This is a genomic window from Natronobacillus azotifigens, from assembly GCF_026805325.1.
GTDB classification, from domain to species: Bacteria; Bacillota; Bacilli; order Bacillales; family Amphibacillaceae; genus Natronobacillus; species Natronobacillus azotifigens.
In genome coordinates, this window is the sequence record NZ_JAPRAT010000024.1 from 23,391 (window position 1) to 42,313 (window position 18,923).

16 protein-coding genes are annotated in these 18,923 nt (G+C 35.5%); 4 read left to right on the top strand and 12 right to left on the bottom strand.

Features of this window, described 5'->3' with window-relative positions; all coding sequences use genetic code 11:
* Position 1: 1 nt before the first annotated feature.
* Positions 2-655: a GTP diphosphokinase gene (gene yjbM / locus OWO01_RS11865; RefSeq protein ID WP_272506110.1), complete on the bottom strand. Its 654-nt coding sequence runs from the start codon at positions 653-655 to the stop codon at positions 2-4.
* A gap of 172 nt (positions 656-827) precedes the next feature.
* Between yjbM and OWO01_RS11870 the strand changes: the two genes are divergently transcribed.
* The 3 genes from OWO01_RS11870 (at position 828) to OWO01_RS11880 (ending at position 3,041) form a co-directional block, all read left to right on the top strand.
* Entirely contained in the window at positions 828-1,406 is a 579-nt protein-coding gene (locus OWO01_RS11870; protein WP_268780669.1) for a CYTH domain-containing protein, read from the top strand.
* A 165-nt stretch (positions 1,407-1,571) separates the two neighbouring features.
* Positions 1,572-2,474, top strand: a complete 903-nt coding sequence (locus OWO01_RS11875) for a ClpXP adapter SpxH family protein (protein WP_336284138.1) — start codon at positions 1,572-1,574, stop codon at positions 2,472-2,474.
* Between the two features lie 390 nt (positions 2,475-2,864).
* Positions 2,865-3,041 carry a hypothetical protein gene (locus OWO01_RS11880; protein ID WP_268780670.1) on the top strand — a complete coding sequence of 59 codons (177 nt, stop codon included), beginning with the start codon at positions 2,865-2,867 and terminating at the stop codon, positions 3,039-3,041.
* A 216-nt stretch (positions 3,042-3,257) separates the two neighbouring features.
* Here the strand turns inward: OWO01_RS11880 and pepF are convergent, their stop codons facing one another.
* From pepF to OWO01_RS11935, 11 genes are all read right to left on the bottom strand, one after another.
* Positions 3,258-5,075, bottom strand: a complete 1,818-nt coding sequence (pepF, locus tag OWO01_RS11885; RefSeq protein ID WP_268780671.1) for an oligoendopeptidase F — start codon at positions 5,073-5,075, stop codon at positions 3,258-3,260.
* Between the two features lie 168 nt (positions 5,076-5,243).
* On the bottom strand, positions 5,244-6,401 hold the full coding sequence (locus tag OWO01_RS11890; protein WP_268780672.1) for a competence protein CoiA: 1,158 nt from the start codon (positions 6,399-6,401) through the stop codon (positions 5,244-5,246).
* A 431-nt stretch (positions 6,402-6,832) separates the two neighbouring features.
* Positions 6,833-7,519, bottom strand: a complete 687-nt coding sequence (gene mecA, locus OWO01_RS11895) for an adaptor protein MecA (protein ID WP_268780673.1) — start codon at positions 7,517-7,519, stop codon at positions 6,833-6,835.
* Between the two features lie 325 nt (positions 7,520-7,844).
* Positions 7,845-8,240, bottom strand: coding sequence for a transcriptional regulator SpxA (spxA, locus tag OWO01_RS11900; protein WP_268780674.1), 396 nt, complete (start codon positions 8,238-8,240; stop codon positions 7,845-7,847).
* Between the two features lie 383 nt (positions 8,241-8,623).
* Positions 8,624-9,214: a GNAT family N-acetyltransferase gene (locus tag OWO01_RS11905; protein ID WP_268780675.1), complete on the bottom strand. Its 591-nt coding sequence runs from the start codon at positions 9,212-9,214 to the stop codon at positions 8,624-8,626.
* A gap of 171 nt (positions 9,215-9,385) precedes the next feature.
* Positions 9,386-10,603, bottom strand: a complete 1,218-nt coding sequence (locus OWO01_RS11910; protein WP_268780676.1) for a putative glycoside hydrolase — start codon at positions 10,601-10,603, stop codon at positions 9,386-9,388.
* Positions 10,604-11,117: 514 nt separating this feature from the next.
* Entirely contained in the window at positions 11,118-12,932 is a 1,815-nt protein-coding gene (opp4A, locus tag OWO01_RS11915; protein WP_268780677.1) for an oligopeptide ABC transporter substrate-binding protein, read from the bottom strand.
* A 101-nt stretch (positions 12,933-13,033) separates the two neighbouring features.
* Positions 13,034-13,942 (bottom strand): ABC transporter permease, encoded by a 909-nt coding sequence (locus OWO01_RS11920; protein WP_268780678.1) that lies wholly within the window; start codon positions 13,940-13,942, stop codon positions 13,034-13,036.
* Between the two features lie 25 nt (positions 13,943-13,967).
* Positions 13,968-14,933, bottom strand: coding sequence for an oligopeptide ABC transporter permease (gene opp4B, locus OWO01_RS11925; protein ID WP_268780679.1), 966 nt, complete (start codon positions 14,931-14,933; stop codon positions 13,968-13,970).
* A 7-nt stretch (positions 14,934-14,940) separates the two neighbouring features.
* Positions 14,941-15,873, bottom strand: a complete 933-nt coding sequence (locus tag OWO01_RS11930; protein WP_268780680.1) for an ABC transporter ATP-binding protein — start codon at positions 15,871-15,873, stop codon at positions 14,941-14,943.
* A complete protein-coding gene (locus tag OWO01_RS11935) occupies positions 15,860-16,873 on the bottom strand; it encodes an ABC transporter ATP-binding protein (RefSeq protein ID WP_268780681.1) in 1,014 nt (337 codons plus the stop codon). Before OWO01_RS11935 ends, OWO01_RS11930 begins: the two co-directional genes overlap by 14 nt.
* 1,033 nt (positions 16,874-17,906) lie before the next feature.
* Here OWO01_RS11935 and trpS point away from each other — a divergent pair.
* The gene (gene trpS / locus OWO01_RS11940) at positions 17,907-18,902 is read left to right on the top strand and encodes a tryptophan--tRNA ligase (protein WP_268780682.1); all 996 of its coding nucleotides are present in this window, start codon (positions 17,907-17,909) and stop codon (positions 18,900-18,902) included.
* Positions 18,903-18,923 lie beyond the last annotated feature (21 nt).

The window sequence follows — 18,923 nt, forward strand, 5'->3', positions numbered from 1 at the left end:
GTTATGCATGTCCTCCCTTTTTGTTTGCATTACTTTTGTATTGATGGAAAATCCATTGTGCTTCTTGTACCTCGTCTTTAATTTTTGCCATTTCTTCATCCAAACGAAAAGCCGCTTCTGCTGCACGCTTTAGTCTCGTTTGAATATTTTCAGGTATTTGGCCAGCATATTTATAGTTCAATGAATGCTCATTCGTTGCCCAGAAATTCATAGCTAATGTGCGAATTTGTATTTCTGCAATGACATGTTTTTCTCCATGGATCGTTGCGACAGGATAGCGTACAATCACATGATATGAACGATATCCACTATTTTTTTTGTTTTTTATGTAGTCTTTTTCTTCTAGTATGTCAAAATCATGGCGGGCTCGAAGCATGCTTGCAATCGAATAGATATCATCAACAAATTGACATACAACTCGTACCCCAGCAATATCTTGCATTTCTTCTTCTATTTGATCATGCGGAATATTTTTTCTTCTTGCTTTGTCTAAGATGCTAGAGACTGGTTTTACACGACCTGTCACTAACTCAATTGGAGAATGACTTGATTCGATTTCATATTGCGATCGCATGCCCCTTAATTTCACTTTTAACTCTTCTACCACCTGGGTATACGGGGCTAAAAAAACCACCCAATTTGTTTCTGAGTTCAATTGAAACACCGCCCATCGTTTCTCTTTTGCTCCTATTTACCATATTTATTGTAACACATATTTTGTTTTTCACACTACTTTAATCATAGGATAGCATTTTCAAATCACTCGACTTAAGTGGTTAAATTAGACTATACTAATCTTAGCAATCAAGTTGAAGGAGGGAATTATTTTGACGCAAGAAATTGAAATGGAAAGCAAAAATTTACTAACCAAAAAAGAATATATACGGTTATTACATTTCTTTTCGGTTGATGATCATAATAAAACAAAGCAACGGAATTATTATTTTGAAACAGAAGATTTTCAATTAAAAGAGAATGGATCAGCATTACGAATTCGTGAAAAGCAAAATCAATGGATGCTCACCTTAAAACAACCATATCAAGACGGCTTATTAGAGACCCATCATCCACTATCTAAAGAGCAAGTAGATCAATGGTTGCAAGGAAACCCTTGTCCTGCTCCAACCATTGATGCTCAATTAAAAGCTCTTGGCGTTGAACGATCAGCCTTAGAATATGGTGGTAGCTTAGAGACAGAAAGAATTGAGATTCCGTATAAAAATACAACTGTTGTGCTTGATTTTAGTCGATACAATGGACTGACTGATTATGAATTAGAGGTGGAGGCCAATTCACTTTCATTAAGTCAAGAAGTTATGGAAGAACTTTTAACATCACTTGAAATTAAACAAAAAACGACTCCAAATAAAATTGAGCGATTTTATCAATCACTTCAGTCTAATTAGTAATATATTTTTATCCAATTGTTCGTTATGTCAAACTGTAAGATCTTACAAACAGATTAGTTGCTCAATCCCTAAATAGACTGTTACAATAGTATAGTAATCAGTTTCTAATTACTCAAACAGTAAGCAATTACTACAACATAGAAAAGAGAAAGGAGAATCGATGTGAGCTGGAAACAATCTGGGCCATCTATCCCGCAAGAGACACAAACAAAGGCACAGTATGGCTACTTTGATCTTCTAAAAAAACCATTGGAAATTTATCTTTTCATTGACCCTCTATGTCCAGAATGTTGGGCACTAGACCCTATCATTAAAAAACTTACACTAGAATATGGTCGTTTTTTTACCATTCGACCTATCCTAAGTGGACAACTATCCGCTTTAAATCAGACTTCTTTAGGTAAACCTAGGGAGCTTAAAGAGATTTGGGAACAAACTTCTAATCGTACAGGAATGTGCTGTGATGGAGATATTTGGTTGGAAGATCCAATTATCTATCCGGTTAATGTTTCTCTTGCCATTAAAGCTGCCGAATTACAAGGTATCAAGGCAGGGAGACGATATCTACGGAAAATTCAAGAGCATGCATTCTTGACAAAAACTGATATATCAAAAGAAAATAACCTACTATTTTGTGCAGAGGAAGCCATGTTAGATATAGATGAATTTAAAGCCGATCTTCATTCCAACTCGGCGAAAAAAGCATTACAATGTGATGTGAAGCTTTCTAAGGAGATGGATATTGAAAGAACTCCTGCCATTGTTTTTTTTAACGAATCTGCCGAAGATGAAGGTTTAAAACTTACCGGACTTTATGATTATGATATTTATGTTAAAGTACTTAAACAGATGCTCGAGAAGGATGTTACACCAGCTAAAAAGCCAAAACTCGAAGAATTCATTTCATATTTCCAATTTATTGGTTCAAAAGAAATTGCGGTCATTTATGATTGGTCTCCCGAAAAGGCGTGCAAAGAGATGAAGAAATTGCAACTGAAACAAATCGTTACCGCAATTCCAGTTAAAAATGGGTTTTTTTGGAGATATAATACCTCCAACAAATAAAGAAGCTAGTATACCCCTGATAGATACCTATTAGGGGGTTTTTATTGTCTAGGAAATAAGCTTCGTTAGCAGTAGATAACTTTTCCGAACAGAGTATAGCCTCGTCCAGCTCCAAGGGCCAAAAACTAGGAAAGCTTCACGAATTTGTTCTGATCATAGAAAAAAAGAGTATACCACTAGGGTATACTCTCTCCATGCCTTGCAGAGACATGGGGGGATGGGAGAAAGTTTTTCGTTCAAACAAAGGGGTTTTGTTTGTTAAACATCTCACAAAGTTAATATAGCAATATTTTGAATTCCACGCAAGGGATTGTTCATCTTTTCACAAAAATGTCATACTTCTAACTTTGTCCCATGAAACATAGACTATTTAAAAAAGGAGGACAGATAATGACTGCTATTCCACTATTACTTTTATTGTTGCTTGTTTCTTTTAGTTTCTTTCTAAATATTCTTGGTTTCATGCGGATCATTCCTTTAGTCTTTACCTTACCGTTATTATTTTTCTCCATTTATTTTTCTTTAGCAACAATCACCAGAAGAAATAGTTTTCGTGGGTTTAAATAAAGGGCCCCTATCAAAATCGATAGGAGCTCTTTTTTCGGTTTTATCACGGAGCAATCGTTCGTAAGACTCCCACTTCAAAACAACAAAAAAGCAAGTTGTTTAAGTGGGAGTATCGGACACTAACACCACGAATGGCTCAAGAGCCTTTAGAGGTCATCCTTTAGGGCTAACAATCAGTGGGGATAGCTAAAAACCCCCACCGATTGAAGTTTTACTTTATTCTACTTTTTCCAATAACCCTTCCATCTCCGTTAACTTTTCTTCAAAAACATCAAGTGCTTGAAGTATTGGTGTTTTTGAAGTCATATCCACGCCAGCTCGTTTCAACACTTCAATAGGATAGTCACTGCTACCTGCTTTTAAGAAACCAAAGTAACGTTCAACAGCCGACTCTCCCTCATCAAGGATTTGTGCTGCTAATGATTGTGCTGCTGAATAACCTGTAGCGTATTGGTACACATAATAATTATAATAGAAATGAGGAATACGAGCCCATTCTAAACCTATTTCCTCATCTTTTTCGATCTCATCTCCAAAGTATTTGTCATTCAATGCGTAATACTCTTCACTTAGCTTTTCTGGTGTCAACGCTTCTCCACTTTGTGCAAGCTGATGAATAATATGTTCAAATTCTGCAAACATTGTTTGACGGAAAACAGTTCCACGGAATCCTTCTAAGAAATGATTCAATAAATACAGTTTTTCTTTCGGATCAGTAGTTTTCTCTACTAAATATTCATTTAATAAAGCTTCGTTACAAGTTGAAGCAACTTCGGCAACAAAAATTGAATAATTTCCATAACGGAATGGCTGACTCTCTCTTGTATAATAACTATGCAATGAATGGCCAAACTCATGAGCTAATGTAAATACATTGTTCAAATTATTTTGCCAGTTCATTAAAATATATGGATTGGTACCATACGCACCAGAAGAATAGGCACCACTACGTTTCCCCTTGTTCTCTTCTACGTCAACCCATCGATTATCAAAGCCTTCTTTCAAACGATTCACATACTCTTCTCCTAAAGGTTTCAAGCCATGCAATAAATGCTCTTGTGCCTCTTCATACGTATACTTCATATTTACGTCTTTAATTAATGGGGTATACATATCATACATATGAAGCTCATCAACTTTTAAGATGCGTTTTCTTAATGCAACATAGCGATGTAACAGATCTAAGCGATCATTAACCGCCTCAACAAGATTATCATAGACTTGTTCTGGAATATTGTTATTATCTAGTGCTGCTTGACGAGCAGAATCATAATTACGCACCTTTGCATTAAAATTATCTTTTTTCACCTGACCAGTTAAGGTTGCTGCAAAAGTATTGATATATTTTTTGTATGTGCCATACATTGTCATAAATGCATCACGACGCACTTGTTGGTTTTCTGACTCCAAAAAGTTAATAAAACGTCCATGTGTTAGCTCGACTTCTTTACCATCATCATCTTTTACAGAAGGAAACGTTAAGTCTGCATTATTCAACATGCTAAATGTTTGTGCTGAGCTACTCGTTACTTCGGACACTTCAGCTAACAATGCCTCTTCCCGCTCTGATAAAACATGTTCCCTTTGACGGGTGATTTCTTCTAATGATTGTCGATATTCGACTAACTCAGGCTTTTCTTTCATGAATGATTCTAGTTTTCCTTCATTCATCTGTAAAATCTCTGGGACAATAAAACTCATTGCACTAGAAGTTTTCGTATAAAGACTTTGTGCTTTTGCATTTAACGCTTGATAAAAAGAATTGGTAGTATCTTGATCGTAACGCATATGTGCATATGTATATAGTTTACCAACTCGCTCTGATATTTGATCTTGGAAAACAAGCAAATTGTATAATGTCTCAGCTGATTCAGCTAATTTCCCTTGAAATTCTGAAAATTCCTTTAAAGCTACTTCTACTTCTAACCGTTCTTTTTCCCAGGCTTCATCAGATGCAAAGATGTCTTCTAAACGCCATGTTTTTTCTTCAGAAACTTGATCACGTGTTTGCAATTTTTCAGTTGCTTTCGTCATTATAATGACCTCCCGTTTTGATTTTTCTGATGCTCACTAACTAGTATTATGACTAGATAATCAACACTAATAGAAGTTTCTCTTTATACTACTATTCACAAAATAAAGTGAAACATTCTCAAATTACTTATACTTTTTATTATAACGCATTTTTTACCAATCGTATGCTTATCTGCTTTGATTTATCAAAAAGTCAATTAATTGTTGATCTTTTTTTCTTGCTAAATCCACTGTTGCATACGTTTGAATTGGTCGCACAAGTTGAAAACATTGTGGTTGAATTTCTTTGATTTGTTTTCTGCAAATAAACAATTGAAGATATTGTCTAACAGGATCTTCATATGAGGTAATTAGAGGATAATTATGACTATTTGTATAAAAAGGGGTTAGAAATGCCTGACATTCTTTCCAATTAAAAATCTGTCTTCTCATAAAAAAATCAAAACATAATCTACTTTGCCAATTCCATGGGGGAACAGTCATTTTCCATTGGTCTGGCACTGGTAAGTGAATCCACGCAGACATTGTTTGGGTTGATTGTTTTTTTAGATACAGCCACTCTCTCCATTGACGTTCTGACCTGTTTGCCTGAATTGGGATGTTTATTCTTAAATATTCTTTTTCTTTCTGCCATAATTGATAAGAAGGTTCTTTAAAGAGTGGGAATAATTGAGTTAATCTACAATCCTTTAGAGCAATAAATGTTAGGTTACCAAGTGTTTCTTTTCTTCCCGTTAACATCAAGTTATGAAATAAGGCGAATTGTTTTTGGTTTGGACAATAATAGAGAAGTTGTAAAGCTTTTTTTGAGGATAAACGCTGGATAAAGTGAAGTTCAGTACTGGTGATATACAAAGAACCTTTAGCTTTTCGTTTGAAACGATTTCCGCCTAGAATCCAGATTGGAGTGATATGCAAGGATTGAAAACCCTTTGTTCTTTTTATTATCGATGTAACACTAATTCTTGCACATTGGTATTCGATAACAACTTTCTTTCCACCTATTCGAAAAAAAAGATCAGCTCGTTGTTTAATTTCTGGGAAATATTTTTCTAACTCCGGGGCTAAGTTATGTTTACGCAACCACTGATAAAGATCAAGTTTACCATGTTCATGATATGCCCCCTCTCCTCCTTCGCTAAACTCACAAGAATTTTGTTGTTTATGGGCAAAGTGTGCGATCTGTTTACTTCCTGCTTTAACAATAACCATTTGATTACAGATGGGACAATAGAAATTTAACTTATTTCTAATATTTGTGATCTCTGTTTTCGTCAATAGTGCCAAAGTGATTCGTTCTCCTTGTTTCGTTACTGCTTGTAACATTTTTAGCTCCTTTCACATATTTTATCTTCACTTATTCGACTCAAAACTGATATTCCCCTTCTTTTAGTCGATTATATTTTTAAATGTATAGCATGTCTTGATAAAGTCAAACTTCAACCAGTGGGGATTTTTAGGTATTCCTCCACTGATTGTTAGCCCTAAAGGATGACCTAAAGGCGCTTGAACTATCCAGGGTGATAGCGTCCGTTACGCCCAATTAAACAACTTGATATTCTCGTCGTTTTGAAGTGGGAGTCTTACGAACGGTTGCTCCGGGATAAAAAGCTATATTTAGTAAGGGGTAGATGGTGACAAGCAAGCTATAGCGTGACACTTTTTAATGATATAACACCTTGAAATACACTATAGAGCCAAAATTCTAGGCTTTCTTATTTTGCAAAAAAAAGAGAGTACTCCCAAAGGAATACTCTCTATTTCTCGAAAAATTGCTTCGTATTTTCTAGTGCATTGTCTGCAAAAATAACTTTCCCATATTCTTGTAATAAATGAACCGTTACATTCGCTCTTTGACCATATTCTTTTAGTCGGCTAACGATATTATCCTGCTGGTCATCATCAAGGTAAATATCATCAAACTGTACAAGTAATACATAGCGATTTTCATAATGATAAAGACGGTCCAATATTCCATCCGAAAAAGTCAGGTTGTGACTTAATTGAATAACATCTTCAAATTCTTCAAATTGGATGATTTGGATCAGATCTTGGTCAACGGAAGATAAATAGTCGTCATCATCATCTTCCTCATCACGACCAAATTTGTCGTCTAATAACGATTCCATTTTTTCATCGATTGGCAAATCAAATCCGATTCCACTCTCAGCTGGCAATTCTAAATTTTGCCCATCTTTGGAGATTTTCGCCTTCGTAACGACAATTTCCAATCCTTTATCTAAAGCTTGTACTTGAATCCAGAGTGGTCCGTCTATATTAAATTCTTCATCATTATAATTCGCTTCATCCATAACTTGCCAAAAAAGCTGCTCACTTCGCTCCCGATTATACCATATTTCTTCGCGATCAAATCCACGATTTTCAATATCCATATAAGAAATATAAAATTTAACGGTATTTTCATTAATTCTTTCTATTTCCATTAGTTAATCTCTCCCTTCGAAAAGATAAGTAGGAGAAAATAAATATTCCACCTATTTATACCTTACCCGAAATAACGTAAATATAAGCCATGAATTAGCTGGTTCTTTATTTACTTATATCTTATGCAAAATCTTCAGAAATTGAAATAAAAAATACGAAATTATTCATTTCACGAGTACCTATTTTAACGTATTTTCATGAACTTGTCACGTCTGAATGAAAAAAATGCATAATTCTTCATCTTACAATTGTCTTTTTCATGTTTTAAATAGTAAAGCGCAATCCATTATGGACTGCGCCTTCTAAACATATTTTTTTATATTCTTAGTTAACCATTCGTTGCGCTTCACGTAATTGATAAGTACGTACTTTTCTAGGTAAAAATCGTCGTATTTCATCTTCATTGTAACCTACTTGTAGACGCTTCTCATCAATAATAATTGGACGGCGTAGAATACCTGGATGCTCTTGAATAATGTTAATTAAATCTTTCAGTGGCATTTGTTCGATATCTACATCTAGCTGTTGAAAGACCTTTGATCTTGTTGAGATAATTTCATCTGTTCCATCTTCTGTCATTCGTAAAATTTCCTTGATCTCATCAAGGGACAGCGAATCGGAAAAAATATTTCTTTCTTCATAGGCAATGTCATGCTCTTCTAACCATGTTCTAGCCTTCCGACAAGATGTACAACTTGGCGAGGTATAAAGTGTTACCATTGTACTTCACTCCTCAATTATAATAAATTTATTTTTACGATTCTATAGTGTTTATTAAATCAAAATTATTTTAAATAAACATCCTATGTATAGTATACTATACCATGTATATTTACGATATAGTAAAATGTAATTTTCCTCAGAAATTACATACTCTATTTACCGATAGCTTGATTGCTTTCGCTAATAAATATACCCGTAAATAAATAAGGTAAACCTCATTTTCAAAAAAATATTTCATCTACTTTCTTGACTTATTATATTATAAACTATTTTTATCGCAATGGGAAGGTGAATATCTCGATTTGAAGACTTTTTATATTTTTTTCAAAAGAAATACCCTTGCTCTGAAAATTTTGTGCAGCAAGGGATCTATTTCCTACCTATTTGTTCGTTTCCTTAAGAGCACCAAATATATCATCTGTTTTTCTTTTTTGGTCATAAGATAATACTTCTTCCGCTTTTTGATATGGTTTTCCATACAACTGTTCATCTTTATATGTATGAATATCCTCATACATTCTTCTCATTTGCTGATAAATAGTTTCTTCATTATCATCATTTGGTGACCAATATAATATCTCTAAAGGTGTATTTTCATTTGTTGCTAAAGACCTTCTGTTGTATCCAATTGATTTCGCGTGTTTAAAATCCTCTCGACGGTAAAAATGTAATCTTTTTGCTGAATCTGTGTCTTTATAATCAACAGGCTCAACCTCTAAAATAATTGGTTTTTTTCTGGCCTTTAGTTTTTCAATTAACTGATGGCCCAGTCCCTTTCCTCTAGAACTGGCAGCAACATACAAATAATCGATAAAAATAAATTCCTCAAACTCTGCATACATCAAAACATGTTCATCGCCTTCATCTTTATAATATACGTCGCTTTTTTCTTTTAATAATGTTTCCATATGTTGCTTTGACTTCATTTCTTGTATTGGAAAATATTCATTTAATTTCTCAAACCAATCCATACTGTATTCCCCTCTCTTCTAGACTGCTTATTTATTATAACGAATACCAAACCTTTTGTGAAACTCATTACACGCTTCCATGTTTAGATATACCCTTAATCTAGATGATTATTATCAGATAAACAAGAAAAACTCCTTTTCACTCTTGAAAAGGAGTTTTTGCTTAATTTCTTAATCTAATGGTGTATAATCTACACCTTCTGTATAAACATTATTTGCATTCCACAACAAAAATTCGTATATTCCATTTTCGTTTAATGCTCGAATTTGCGCTTCCACTTCATCTACCCCATAAATAAATGTAGGACCACTATATAGCCATGGTGCACTGAAATCCTGTATCCATGGTCTTGAAGTAGGAGGTGTGTCTAGAGCGTCTAAAATTTCATTTTCAAGCTTGCTATACTCGTTTACTAACTCATATGGCTCTCGATCAGGGAAATCAATCCCAAAGTGTGGCGTCCAGTGACTCGGATAAATCATGGACGAGATAACATCAACATTATCAGAAATACGAGAGAAATTTTGACCAATACCTGGTGTTTCTTCTACGGTCGCAGCATATCCAAATATATCAACAGAAACATCAACGTTATATGGTTGCAAGGATTCCCGAGCATGTGAAACAAAGTCCGTAACAGCTTCTACTCGTTTTTTTACTCCAGTCATTTCTATATCTGCATAATCACCTTGGGAATATTCTAAAATTTCATCTCTTCTTTCAAATCCTTCTGGGAAACGTACATAATCAAATTGAATTTCTTGAAAGCCCATTTCAGCTGCCTTAATCGCAATATCAATATTGTATTCCCATACTTCTTTTTCATAAGGATTAACAAATGCCTCATCACGATTGTTTAACCAAACTTCTCCGTTCTCTGTAAACGACAAGTCAGGTCTTTCTTTTGCTAGCACAGTATCCTTAAAAACAACGATTCGCGCAATTGGGTAAATGTCTTTTTCTTCTAATACTTCCATCATTTCTGTTGGATTTCCGATATAGTTCCTTGCAATGTCATAGTATGGTGAATTTTCATCAGGACGATATGTTAGATTGCCATGGTCGTCCTTTATGTCAATAACCATTGCATTCAACTCTGTTGAGTCAACCAAATCAAGAAGGGTGTTAAATCGTTCACCACCAGCTGAATGTCCAGTTACATAAATCCCTCTTACTGCATCTGGATAATTAAATGTAAACCCAGAGTCATATGTAAATCGAGCCATATGTTGAACATGATCTTGAACAATTAGGTTGATCTCTTTCTTTCCATGATCCTGTGCCACTAAAACATCTTCATTCTCTGCTGCAAAAATTATTTTTGGAACACTTAGAATCACGATCAAAAAAGGAATAAATAGAAGTAGGTGTCTTTTCCTATGTTTCATCTCTGTGTAACCCCCAAACTGTAGTATCTAACAAAAAAGTTGCTTAATTAGCTTGTCACCTTTTCTCCATTATATAAGAAATTATTGAATAATCCTATCGAAAACTACAAATTACCACATTTTAATTTACTACTTCCCTTCCATGATTAGAATTTTTTTCTATTTTAATCTAGATTATACAGGCCCGAGCGGAAGAAATTATCTGTTTTGTAAGGGGGTGATAGTACAAGCTATAGCACGACACTTTCCTAGAAAAACAGAACAAAAGCGTAGAGCACAGATTAAAAATGTAGCAACTGGAGCGAATCAATGGAGATAAAAGAATCACGTTTTGCTTACGAACCGATGATGACTTATCGCAGATTGCTTCGTGAAGTAGCCTAGTTTTTGGCGCTCGGAGCTGGACGAGGCTTTAATCTTTTCAGAAAAGTATTTCACAGCTTAGGAATTTTATAATTCCCCAAAAAATCAGAAAGAAGTTGCCAACAAAAGTCGACAACTTCTTCATTTTTAATTATTCAGCAGCATTAGCATCTTCTTGTGTGACTGCTAATTCATAACGGTAAATATCATGACCTGCTTGGAAATTCACTGCGTAATTTTGTACACGGTCATTTACTGCCACTAATCTAGCTCTATATAGCGTAGGGAATGCTGGTATATTTTCAACCATATATTCTTGCCACTCGCTGTATACATCTTGACGATATGATTCGTCAAAAGCTTCTTCTGACAATCCTTCAGCTAACAATTCATCATTTCTTTCGCTAGCATAGCGAGTGTAATTAAACCCAGCGTTGCGTCCGTATAAACCTGTTGGGTCTACGTCACTTCCTACACCCCACGCGCCTTGGTAGATGTCGATTGCTGCATCATCAGCTTCAACACGATCGTAGAAGTTATTAAATTCCATTAATCGACCTTCAACTAATTGAACATTTAAGCCAATCGCGTCCCAGCTCTGGATATAGTAACGTGCTAATGGTTCTGCTGTATCTCCACCTGACATGGATGCAAAATTAATTACCAACTCATTACCTTCTGGATCTTCACGATAACCATCACCCGTTACATCTTCATAACCAGCTTCATCCAAAATTGTATTTGCCAACTCCACATCATATAAAGGTGCTTCGATTGTTTCATCATGATAATCTGGGTGGGATGGCGGTATTAAAGTAGTTGCATTCCAACGTAAACCGTTATAAAAACGATCTCCTACTGTTTGATTATCAACCGCATGCCACATCGCTCTTCGTAATTCTACATCTGCCATTTTCGCATCTGGATCCATAACAACTTCTCGCTCTTCTTCATCCCAAGTACCTAATTTAAAACCAATATACGTGTATGCTGTGTCAATAGATGCAAGGAATTCAACATTTGACATCTCTGCATTTTCTGGGTATTGATCTGCAGGGAATTGATTGACCAAATCGATTTGTCCATTTCTTAATGATTGAACAACAACATTAGGATTAACAACTCGTAACGTTACACCATCAAGATTTGGTTCTCCACGCCAATAATCTTCATTTTTCACATAAGTTACCGACTCTCCAGGAACGATAGAATCCACTTTAAATGGTCCCATACCCACTGGATTACGTCGAACTAAATCATGAGAAGACATATCTGCTACTGGGATGTCTTCAAATAAGTGTTTTGGCATTGCATATGCCCAGACACCACTTGCTAGTAGTGACGGAGTAAATTGATCATAAGTGATTTTTAATGTTTTCTCATCTAATACTTCAATACCTGAAATCGTATCTGCTTCTTCGTTATTGTATGCTTCCATACCTTCAATAATGGTAAACATAGAACCATAACGAATACCATCATAATCAGGATGTCCAATAACTTCATAAGAGAATAACCAGTCTTCTGCTGTCACTGGTTCTCCATCATGCCAATTGACATTGTCACGAATCGTAAACGTCATGGAGCCCTCATCTTCATCTACTTCAAAAGTCGCCGCGCCATCTTGCGTATACGCGTAGTTTTCATCAATTGCTAGTAATGATTCATCAAACCAATTAATAATTTCCACGTCAGGATTACCTGTGTAGAAGTTAAAGTTTAATGTGCCCTCAAATGCAGTATCCGACACTAAACCAAAGTTAAGAACGCCACCATCGATTGCTTCTGCACCATCTTCGTGCGTTTTCACTTGATTAAAATCGTCGATTGTATAAATACGATCTTCTTCTTCTGTTGCTTGATTCCCGTTATCGTCTTCTCCAGTCTCGCCACCACCACATGCTGCAAGAACGAATAACGACATTAGGATAAGCGTTAGTAAAAATTTGTTTACGCTTGTCTTCATGTTGTATGACCTCCCCAAGTCTTTTGTTACTATATTGGCTTCTATTTTATTTTTAGCCAAAATATAATATATAAACATTAATAGTTTTATTAATGTAAATACTAACCTCTACGTTGACGAGCATCTGTCGCTCGTTTCAGCGCCTCACCAACATTACGCACACTTAACATCAACAAGAAAATTAAGATGGCGGCTGGCATCCAAATCCACCAGCGGTTTTCTAATGTTTGTGGATTTCTTGCATAACTTAATAATGTCCCTAAACTTGGTGTTTCTTCTGGAAAACCAAAGCCTAAGAAAGATAACCCAGATTCCAAACCAATATTTGCTGCTAAATTTAACGTCATCGTTACGATAATTAAGGAACTAACATTCGGTAACACTTGACCAAACATAATTTTCCACCTTGGTGTTCCTAACGTTTTCGATGCTTGCGCATAATCCAGTTCCCGTTCTTGCAATGCTTTGGAACGGATAAGGCGTGCAATTCCCATCCATAAAAATGCTGTCATAATTAGGGAAAAACTAATGATCGAATAGTTTGGTACAATCGAAACAAAAACGATAACAATCATTAAAAACGGCAAGATGATAAAGAAATCAAGAACTCTCATCATAATGTTGTCAATATGACCACCGAAAAATCCAGCCGTTAAACCAAAGGTAACACCGATAAGTCCAGTCATTAATGTAACCAGAAAACCGATCGTTAGCGAGTTACGTGTTCCAATAATCAATTGCCCGAACACGTCTCTTCCACCATAATCTGTTCCTAACCAAAAGTCACTAGAAGGTGGTTCGTGGATCGCGAATAAATCGATTTTTACAATTTCATCCAAGTCTAAAAATATAGACACACCATATACTAGCGTTGTAACTAAGAGTAGAAAAACTAGAGATATTAGTGCTAATTTATCTCTCATAATCTCTCGCCAAATAATGCTAACTCCAGATGGGCTTTTCTCTATGTTGTTTATTTTATTATCTAACTCTTTTTGTAAATTATCCACATTTTTCACCTCTTCCTTTTATTGATTACTTAATACGAATTCTCGGATCAACAAGACTCAGAATAATATCAGAAAGTAATGCACCAAGGATCGATGCAATTCCTAATAATAGAACAACAGCAGTTACGACACTGTAGTCCCGGAGATTAATCGATTCAACAAATAATTGACCCATTCCTGGATAACTATAGATTGTCTCCACAAAAATCGTACCGCCAATTAATCCTGTAATCTCAAAGCCGAAAAACGCCGCAATCGGTAAAAGTGAATTTCTTAAAATATGACGATTGTATACCCTTGATTCTGAAGCTCCTTTTGCCCGAGCTGTTATGATAAAATCTTTTTGTTTCGTATCAATAATTTCACTTCTTAAATACTGTACGGTGTTAACTGTAGTAATTAATGCCATCGATAATGCTGGTAAAATAAGATGGTGTAATCTACTCAAGAAATATTCGAAAGTTCCTGGTGTCAAACCTGGTGATACACTTCCCCCTGTTGGGAACCAACCAAATTGAAAACCGAGGATCCATAGCGCTACTAGTGCAAAAATAAATAATGGTGTAGCAAAACCTACATACGTATAACCAGTAATCATTTGATCTCTAAACGTATCGTTATAACGACCACTTGTAATGCCTAATGGAATAGCGATTAAATAGGTAAAGATTAATGTTACTAAAGACAACCAAAATGTATTTGTTAGACGCTGCCCGATGATTTCCGTAACGTCCATTTTATAACGAAACGACCTTCCTAAATCACCTTCCGTGACTACGCCAGTAATCCAATCTACATATTGAATATGCCACGGGTCATTCAATCCAAGTCGTTCCCGTTGCGCTTCGATAGCTGCTGGATCAATGTTAGGATCGATTAAACCGGATAACGCATCCCCTGGCATCATCTGTGCCATCAAAAACACTAATACACTTAGTAACAAAATCTGCGGTAATGCAATAAGTAAACGTCTTACAATAAATTTCCACATATCATTATCAACCTTTCTCCGGCAAAGCTACTGCATGTGTGTCGGAAATTTTTTTCAAACCGTAAGCCAAGCCTTCTTCATTAAAGTATGATTCATACGATTCTTCGTACTCTCGTTGAACTTCTTCGCGGAATTGCTTCTGTTTCTCTCGGTTTTTCGGATCAATATCAGGAATCGCCGCAACGAGTCGCTTCGTATAAATGTGTTGAGGATTCGTAAAAATATCTCCAGTTTTTCCTTCTTCCACATATCGGCCTTTATACATGATGCCAATCTCATCACACATATGTTTAACAATACCAAGATCGTGGCTAATAAATAAATATGTTAAGTTCAGTTCTTTTTGAATATCCTTCATAAAGTTCAAAACCTGCGCTTGAACAGAAACATCTAGTGCGGATACTGGTTCGTCCGCAATAATTAATTTAGGCTTTAAAGCAATCGCTCTAGCAATACCAATTCTTTGCCTTTGACCACCGGAAAACTCATGTGGATACTTTAAAATACTTTCTGGTGAAAGACCTACTTTTTCTAGTAACTCGGCTACTTTATAACGTTCTTCTTTCTTCGTTAAACGTTCATAATTCCGTAACGGTTCTGCGACAATATCGATTACTCTTTTCTTTGGATTTAAGGATGAGTACGGATCTTGGAAAATCATCTGAATATCTTTTCGAACATCGAGCATTTTATTCTTTTTATCTGTTAAATCATTGCCCTCAAAAAATACTTTTCCAGCAGTAATATTATTCAAACCAATAACTGCACGTCCCGTCGTTGTTTTACCAGAGCCTGATTCCCCAACCAAACCATACGTTTTTCCTTGTTCGATAGAGAAAGATACGCCATCAACGGCTCTGACTGCATCAATTTTTCGATTTAGTAGGCCACCTCTTATTGGAAAATGAACCTTTAAATCTTCAACATCAAGAAATCCCATCGTTTTGTACCTCCTTAGATTCTTTTGGAAAATAAAAATGTTCATGACAAGTACAACGAACATGATGTCCTGGTGCGATTTCATGTAAGACAGGGTTTTCTTCATGTACACTTTCATCCATCCACGGCATCCGAGCAGAGAAACGACAGCCCTGACGTGGTAAGTGTTTTAATGATGGTACAATCCCTTGAATAACGTGGAGTTTCCCTTCATGACCATCAGAAGGAACAGAATTTAATAGTGATCTTGTATAGGGGTGTCGTGGATTTTCAAATAACGTGTGTACATCAGCAATCTCAACAATTTCACCGGCATACATAACAGCAACTCGATCCGCCATTTCAGCTACTACACCTAAATCATGAGTGATTAATACAATTCCAGCGTTCATGTTTTCTTTTAAATCTCTAATCAAGTCCAGAATCTGTGCTTGGATCGTTACATCTAATGCAGTAGTAGGCTCATCTGCAATAAGCAACTCAGGATTATTTGATATGGCAATCGCAATCATAACTCGCTGTCTCATCCCACCAGACAGTTCATGAGGAAATTGATCACAAGTATAGTCTGGACGTGGAATTCCGACCTGATTTAATAAATCTATCACTTTGTTACGTCTTTCTTTTGGTGACATTTTCTTGTTGTGTAAAAACAATGCTTCACCAATTTGGTCTTCAATTGTCATTAAAGGGTTCAATGCTGTTAATGGGTCTTGAAAAATCATTGCCATGTCATTACCACGTAATTTGTTCATTTTGCTAGGTGATAATTCTACAATATTGTTCTCTTTGAACAACACTTCGCCTTCTATTTTAGCTCGATTGTGTAAACGCATAATTGAGAATGCTAATGCACTTTTTCCACTACCTGATTCACCAACGATGGCGAGGACTTCATTCTTATTTACTGTTAAGGTAACATCATCAACTGCAGCATAATAATCATCTTTAATTCGGAAAGATGTTTTCAGATTTTTAATTTCCAATAATTTATTATCCACGTTAATCCTCCTATATTATTTAGCTATGTGTTTTCCTAGATCAATGAACTGACATTTACGATCTTTATGGTCAAGCGCATGGGAATTAGCTCATGAAATGAACCAATCGAATAACAGCTTCGATTAACCCTATTTGAGCTATGTGTCAGTCGCTATTTTCCGTCAAAGGTATAGATAAATAAATAGTAAAATAGTTCGGTTGTAGAAATTTTTCTAGGATATTCACGAAATTCAGCTATTATTCTGATAATTAACAGTTAATCTTCTCCTACAGAAAACGTTAAAAACTGATATTTATCGACTTTTTCCAACAAATTGAGATTAAATATTTGCATAAAGAAAATTATATTGGATTCGATTAGAAATTGCAATATCAATCGCATAATAATATAATTTTTGCAAATGAATCACTTTTCTGACAATTACTGTACCTGTTCGTATGACTGTAACGAGGGCTCAACAGTTATATTTTTACATGTTGAATAAAAATGAATAGCATTGGTTATGGAAGCCCACCATTGCATCTATCTCCAACGAAATGCATCCTTTAAATTATACCTTACAACACTTCCATCCGCAGGTAAACCGAGACAATGATTTAGCTCCGAAACGATCAAATTCAACTATATTCTAAATGTATGTAAGATAGTCTTCTGTCACTGGTAGAAGTTTCGTATAGTGGATAGTAAAACAATTGCTAGTTGAATAGAGAAAGTGAAAGGATCAACTTGCCTCTAGATTTTTTTGTGTTATAATTTTTTTATATCTAAAATAATTAGCATAGATGAAGCATGGGATTCATACCCGCTGGTTACTAGAGAGTCTGAATTGCTGGAAACAGACACGAAGGTATGATGAATTTGGGGCTTTGGAGCTAGTAGGTAATTCGTAGCCTACCGTATCTCAGGCGTTAACTGAAGGTTTAAGTGATCTCATATTTGAGATAATAAGGGTGGCACCGCGGTTGATTCGTCCCTTTTTATCCAAGGGTGAGGTTTTTTTATTTTTACTATACATAAGAAAGGTGATTGATATGAAAACAATTTTTTCAGGTATTCAACCAAGTGGTACATTAACACTTGGCAATTACATCGGGGCAATGAAACAATTTCCCACTATGCAAGACGATTATGACTGCTACTTCTGTATTGTCGACGAGCATGCAATTACAGTACCTCAAGATCGATTGAAGTTAAGAGAAAACATTCGATCATTAGCAGCACTATATTTAGCATCTGGTATTGATCCAGAAAAATCAACATTATTTATTCAATCTGAAGTAGGGGCACACACACAGTTAGGTTGGATGATGCAAACACAGAGTTATATTGGAGAATTGGAGCGGATGACACAATTCAAAGATAAATCCACTGGTAAAGAAGCTGTATCTGCTGCATTACTAACTTATCCACCATTAATGGCGGCTGATATTTTACTATATAATACAGACATCGTTCCTGTTGGTAATGATCAAAAACAACATTTGGAAATTACTAGAGATTTAGCACAGCGCTTTAATCGTAAATACAATGATATATTTACAGTGCCAGAGATTCGCATCTCTGAAGTCGGTGCGCGGATCATGTCACTACAAGAGCCAACCAAGAAGATGAGTAAATCAGATCCAAATAAAAAAGCAACGCTGTTCATGCTTGATGAACCAAAGCAAATCGAAAAGAAAATAAAAAGCGCAGTTACTGATTCAGAAGGTATTGTTCAGTTCGATCCAGAAAACAAACCTGGTATAAGTAACCTGTTAACCATTTACGCAGCATGCTCAAATCAATTGATTGAAGAACTAGTTATTAAATATGAAGGAATTGGCTATGGACAATTTAAAGAAGATACTGCTAATGCGGTAATTCATGCATTAGCACCTGTTCAAGAACAATACAATAAAATTATTCAGTCATCTGAATTAGATGATATTCTTGATCAGGGAGCAGAAAAAGCAAGTAGAGTAGCAAATAAAACATTGGCAAAAGCGAAAAAGGCAATGGGACTAGGTCGTGTAAAAAAACGAAAATAATTTTTTTAAAAAATATTAATG

Coding starts and splice junctions, on each gene's coding strand:
- OWO01_RS11880 (WP_268780670.1), top strand. CDS start 2,865: ATGACTGCTATTCCACTATTACTTTTATTGTTGCTTGTTTCTTTTAGT.
- pepF (WP_268780671.1), bottom strand. CDS start 5,075: ATGACGAAAGCAACTGAAAAATTGCAAACACGTGATCAAGTTTCTGAA.
- OWO01_RS11890 (WP_268780672.1), bottom strand. CDS start 6,401: ATGTTACAAGCAGTAACGAAACAAGGAGAACGAATCACTTTGGCACTA.
- mecA (WP_268780673.1), bottom strand. CDS start 7,519: ATGGAAATAGAAAGAATTAATGAAAATACCGTTAAATTTTATATTTCT.
- spxA (WP_268780674.1), bottom strand. CDS start 8,240: ATGGTAACACTTTATACCTCGCCAAGTTGTACATCTTGTCGGAAGGCT.
- OWO01_RS11905 (WP_268780675.1), bottom strand. CDS start 9,214: ATGGATTGGTTTGAGAAATTAAATGAATATTTTCCAATACAAGAAATG.
- OWO01_RS11910 (WP_268780676.1), bottom strand. CDS start 10,603: ATGAAACATAGGAAAAGACACCTACTTCTATTTATTCCTTTTTTGATC.
- opp4A (WP_268780677.1), bottom strand. CDS start 12,932: ATGAAGACAAGCGTAAACAAATTTTTACTAACGCTTATCCTAATGTCG.
- opp4B (WP_268780679.1), bottom strand. CDS start 14,933: ATGTGGAAATTTATTGTAAGACGTTTACTTATTGCATTACCGCAGATT.
- OWO01_RS11930 (WP_268780680.1), bottom strand. CDS start 15,873: ATGGGATTTCTTGATGTTGAAGATTTAAAGGTTCATTTTCCAATAAGA.
- trpS (WP_268780682.1), top strand. CDS start 17,907: ATGAAAACAATTTTTTCAGGTATTCAACCAAGTGGTACATTAACACTT.